The following is a 4,328-nucleotide window of genomic DNA, read 5'->3' as shown; positions in this document are numbered from 1 at the left end:
GTGTGAACTAGATCGAACTTCTGCTAGCATATCGACCATAAAAATAATCACTTGGAAGCAATATGGAAATTCAAACACCAATCATCATTACCTTTATCGGATACCTTGCCTTAATGATGGGCATTGGTTACTGGGCTTATCGTAAAACAGACACGGTTGATGATTACATTCTCGGTGGTCGCAAAATGGGGCCCGCAGTAACAGCGTTAAGTGTTGGCGCATCAGATATGTCTGGTTGGTTGTTATTAGGCTTACCTGGAGCGGTGTATTTAAGTGGTTTAGGTGAAGCCTGGATTGGATTTGGATTAGTTTTTGGTGCGTGGCTTAATTGGTTATTTGTTGCAAAACGACTGCGAATTTATACCCAAGTTGCTAATAATTCTTTGACGTTACCCGATTTTTTTGAAAACCGTTTTAATGACTCTCATGGACTATTAAAATTGGTTTCGGCATTAACGATCCTGATCTTTTTCACTTTCTATGCTTCTTCAGGCATGGTGGGCGGCGCGATATTATTTGAAAAAGTATTCGGCCTCGATTACAACCTCGCCTTACTGATCGGTTCATTCATTATTGTGTCTTATACCTTCGTAGGTGGATTCTTTGCCGTCAGCTGGACCGATTTTTTTCAAGGCTGCTTAATGTTAATTGCATTATTAATTGTACCCATTGCAATTTTCAGCCAACCCGACACTCAAGCAAGTTTTGAACAAATTGATCCTGTCATGTTGTCATTTATAAACGAAAATACTACCGTCATTGGACTCGTGTCTCTCTTGGCGTGGGGATTAGGCTATTTCGGTCAACCGCATATTTTGTCTCGTTTTATGGCTATCGGCAGCCCAAAAGATTTAGTACTGTCCCGTCGAATAGCCATGAGCTGGATGATAGTGTCGTTAGTCGGCGCCTTAGCCACCGGTATTGCCGGTAGCCTTTATTTTGCTGCTGAGCCACTTGAGAACTCAGAAACAGTATTTATTCATTTAGCCCATGCCGCTTTTAATCCATGGATTGGTGGTTTGCTGATTGCCGCTATTTTGTCTGCCATCATGAGTACTATTGATTCACAATTACTGGTTTGTTCTAGTGTCATCACGGAAGACTTTTACCTTAAATGGTTACGTCCACAAGCCAGTAGCAAAGAACTGATGTTAGTAGGCCGTATTGGCGTTATTGCCATTGCCCTAGTCGCAGGCGTTGTTGCGCTTAATCCTGAAAGCAGCGTGTTAGGACTCGTCAGTTATGCATGGGCTGGGTTTGGCGCTGCGTTTGGTCCCGTGGTGTTATTGTCACTATTTTGGCAAGGTTATAGCCGTAATGGTGCAATATCAACCATTCTAGTGGGTGCTTTAACCGTTGTCGTTTGGAAACAACTGACTGGCGGTATTTTTGAATTATATGAAATCGTCCCTGGATTTGTTTTCGCAATATTCGTGGGGGTCATCGTCAGTAAAATATCACCACCAACACCGAAAACTATCGGCGACTTTGCTGATTTCCGTGAATCTTTAAAAACACAATAAACTCAAATAAAAGGCTATGTTTGTCATTTTAATAGCTCAACCGCTGTAATTGTAGAGGTTGAGCTATTAATCTTATAATCGAATTTAAAACAATCGAGTGTTAAAACAATCGCATTACCTCACAAGCTTCGATAATCCTCATGTTGTTAGTGTCTTAAATCCACTATGAATAAACTTTAACTTAAACTAACTGCACAGTAATGGTTGTCTAGAACTGCTGATAAATTTACATATACTGCCATGCTATCAAACACCTACTTCACCATTAAAAACAAGAATTAACTTAATGTTAACAACAACTAACATCTGGTCGGAGTTGTTACATTAGTCACACTTACCTAATATGCCTAAAATTTTGGCCGTCAAATGCTTGAAGTGAATAAACTTTGTGCAAAACGGTAATAATAAATGAGACATAATAATGAATAAATTCCACAAGACCCTCATTGCTACCGCGGTAGGCTTACTCAGTGCACAAGCATCCGCTGCTGGTTTTCAGTTAAACAGCCAATCTGCTACTGGTATTGGTCGTGCAATGGCGGGTGATGCCGTTATTGCTGACAACGCATCGGTTCTATCTCGTAACCCCGCAGCTATGGCCCTTTTTGATGAAACAGCGCTATCTTTAGGTGTTGTTTATGCAGATATTGATGTATCAGTATCTGATGTAGAAGGCAATTTTGCCGGACAAGACGTTGCTTTTGGTAGTGAGCATAAGGCTGCAGAAGCAAAAGTTATCCCCAATTTTTATTACATCAATCCAATTAACGACAAAATGGCGTTTGGTGTTGCGGTATTTAGTAACTACGGCACTGGCACCGATTTAGGTGACTTGGCAAACAGAACCCCTACCATTAGTGGCAATGCTGTACCTCTTCCGCCTCCAGTAGATTTATTAGGTAACACAGAAGTTGTTACTATCAACTTCAATACCAGTATGTCTTACCGTGTGAATGATCAGTTTAGTTTTGGTTTTGGTGTTGATGCCGTTTACGGTAGTGGAACCCTGACACGTACTAGCGATAACCCACAAATTGGCAGCCTAGTAGATGTTGATGCTGATGGTTGGGCTTTAGGTGGGATTGTTGGTGTTGTGTATGAAGTTAATCCAGATAATCGCTTTGGCTTAAGTTACCGTATTAGTCCAAAACTTACCGCCAAAGGTGATGTAAATTATCTTTACACTGAATACAATGAAATTGATATTCCTATCGCTGATATTGCTCAGTTTGCCGGTTTCCACCAACTAACGGATAAGTTTGCTGTGCATTACACAGCACAGTGGACCAATTGGAGTGCATTCGACAAAATCGTGGTTAAAGATGGTGCCAATGGTGTCGACCAAGCAGATTTAAAAGAATACCACTGGAAAGATTCGTGGTTCTTAAGCCTAGGCGCTACTTATAACCTCACTCAAGACTGGACTTTACGCGCAGGTGTCGCAACCGATCAGGGCGTAGTTAATCAGCATTCATCATTATCAATACCTGATTCTGATCGTACTTGGTACACCGCGGGTGTGAGTTACGATTTAAATGCAAAATCAAGCGTTGATTTAGGTATCGCTTTTGTACGCGGAGAAGATGTTACTGTACTAGAAAATAGTAACCTTCTTGCTCAAGTGCCTGGCTACAACAGTGAGATTTCAGCACAAACGCGTTCGAATGCTGTCTACTACTCAGTACAATATAACTACAGTTTTTAATTAGCAGTATTTACCCTTTTTTAGTCCGCTCACCACGGGCTAAAAGTTTCCAACCAAGCCGCCTTTTATTGTTAATTGGCGGTTTTTTTATGCCATTTATATCATAGGGTTCTAATCTATACGATTTTACAATATATCGGTTGCTTAACAGTGCAAAGTCCATTAGAATTTTCTTATAGACTTCAACTTAGGCTATCACTATGTCTCGCTTATCTAATAATTTATTCTTCGGCACCATTCTCGCAACAACAGTACTAGCCACAATAGTATCTTATACAGCGCAAGCCTCTGATGTTGCAACATTAAAACTAGTATATTCGGATCAATATCAGCCGCGTATTTATGATGCAAAAATTGAAGCTATTAAAGCGGCAACAATTTCTGCACAAACCTCAGGGCGGATAATCAATATCCATTTTGATGTAAATGACCTCGTCCCACAGGGCGCTGCATTATTGGAGATTACCAATAAAGAGCAAGGTGCAGGATACGCGGGGGCAGAAGCGGATCTAGCTAAAGCTGAGGCGCTAAACAGTGAAGCACAAGCACAATATCTTCGTTATAAAACATTATTTCCCAAGGGCGCCATATCAAAAGGTGCGATGGATGAAGCCACTGCCAAAGCAAAATCCAGCAAACAAGCAGTCAGTGCCGCTCAAGCACAGTTAATAAAGGCTAAAGAAAGTTTAAATTACACTGTAGTAAGCGCACCTTTTAGTGGCCGAATGACCCAGCGATTTATCGAACAAGGTGAAACCATATCTTACGGCCAAGCTTTGTTCTCTGGCTACGACACTCAACACCTTAGAGCTGTATTTCAAATTCCTCAGCAAGATGTGGCTCAGGTGCAAAAACAAGAACAAGTAAGCGTTCAGTTGTTCAATGGCGATAAAATCATTTCTAATGATATTAACGTCTATCAATTTGCCGATCCGTTAACTCATCAACATCAAGTTAGAGTAAACATTGATGCCAGTAACATTGAAGACGTCATAGTAGGTCAATGGATAAAAGTCATCGTTAACTTCCCTAGTCGAACGAGTTTAATGATCCCATTATCGGCCATACATCAAGTCAGTGACTTAACGTCGGTATATCGT

3 protein-coding genes are annotated in these 4,328 nt (G+C 40.9%); all 3 read left to right on the top strand.

Going from position 1 to position 4,328, the window contains the following annotated elements:
* Positions 1–62 precede the first annotated feature (62 nt).
* Positions 63–1,523: a sodium/proline symporter PutP gene (gene putP, locus CXF78_RS13135; protein WP_011638135.1), complete on the top strand. Its 1,461-nt coding sequence runs from the start codon at positions 63–65 to the stop codon at positions 1,521–1,523.
* 421 nt (positions 1,524–1,944) lie between these two features.
* Positions 1,945–3,228, top strand: a complete 1,284-nt coding sequence (locus CXF78_RS13130; protein ID WP_011638136.1) for an OmpP1/FadL family transporter — start codon at positions 1,945–1,947, stop codon at positions 3,226–3,228.
* A 200-nt stretch (positions 3,229–3,428) separates the two neighbouring features.
* Positions 3,429–4,328: efflux RND transporter periplasmic adaptor subunit (locus CXF78_RS13125; protein ID WP_102037051.1), on the top strand; the 900-nt coding region annotated here is incomplete at its 3' end.

Origin of the sequence: Shewanella sp. 11B5, assembly GCF_002836795.1 — a bacterium.
In the GTDB taxonomy this organism is placed as follows: domain Bacteria; phylum Pseudomonadota; class Gammaproteobacteria; order Enterobacterales; family Shewanellaceae; genus Shewanella; species Shewanella frigidimarina.
This window is presented reverse-complemented; position numbering and strand designations above follow the sequence as displayed.

What these genes read in the sequence shown, in the direction of transcription:
- CXF78_RS13130 (WP_011638136.1), top strand. Translation starts at nt 1,945, where the DNA reads ATGAATAAATTCCACAAGACCCTCATTGCTACCGCGGTAGGCTTACTC.
- putP (WP_011638135.1), top strand. Translation starts at nt 63, where the DNA reads ATGGAAATTCAAACACCAATCATCATTACCTTTATCGGATACCTTGCC.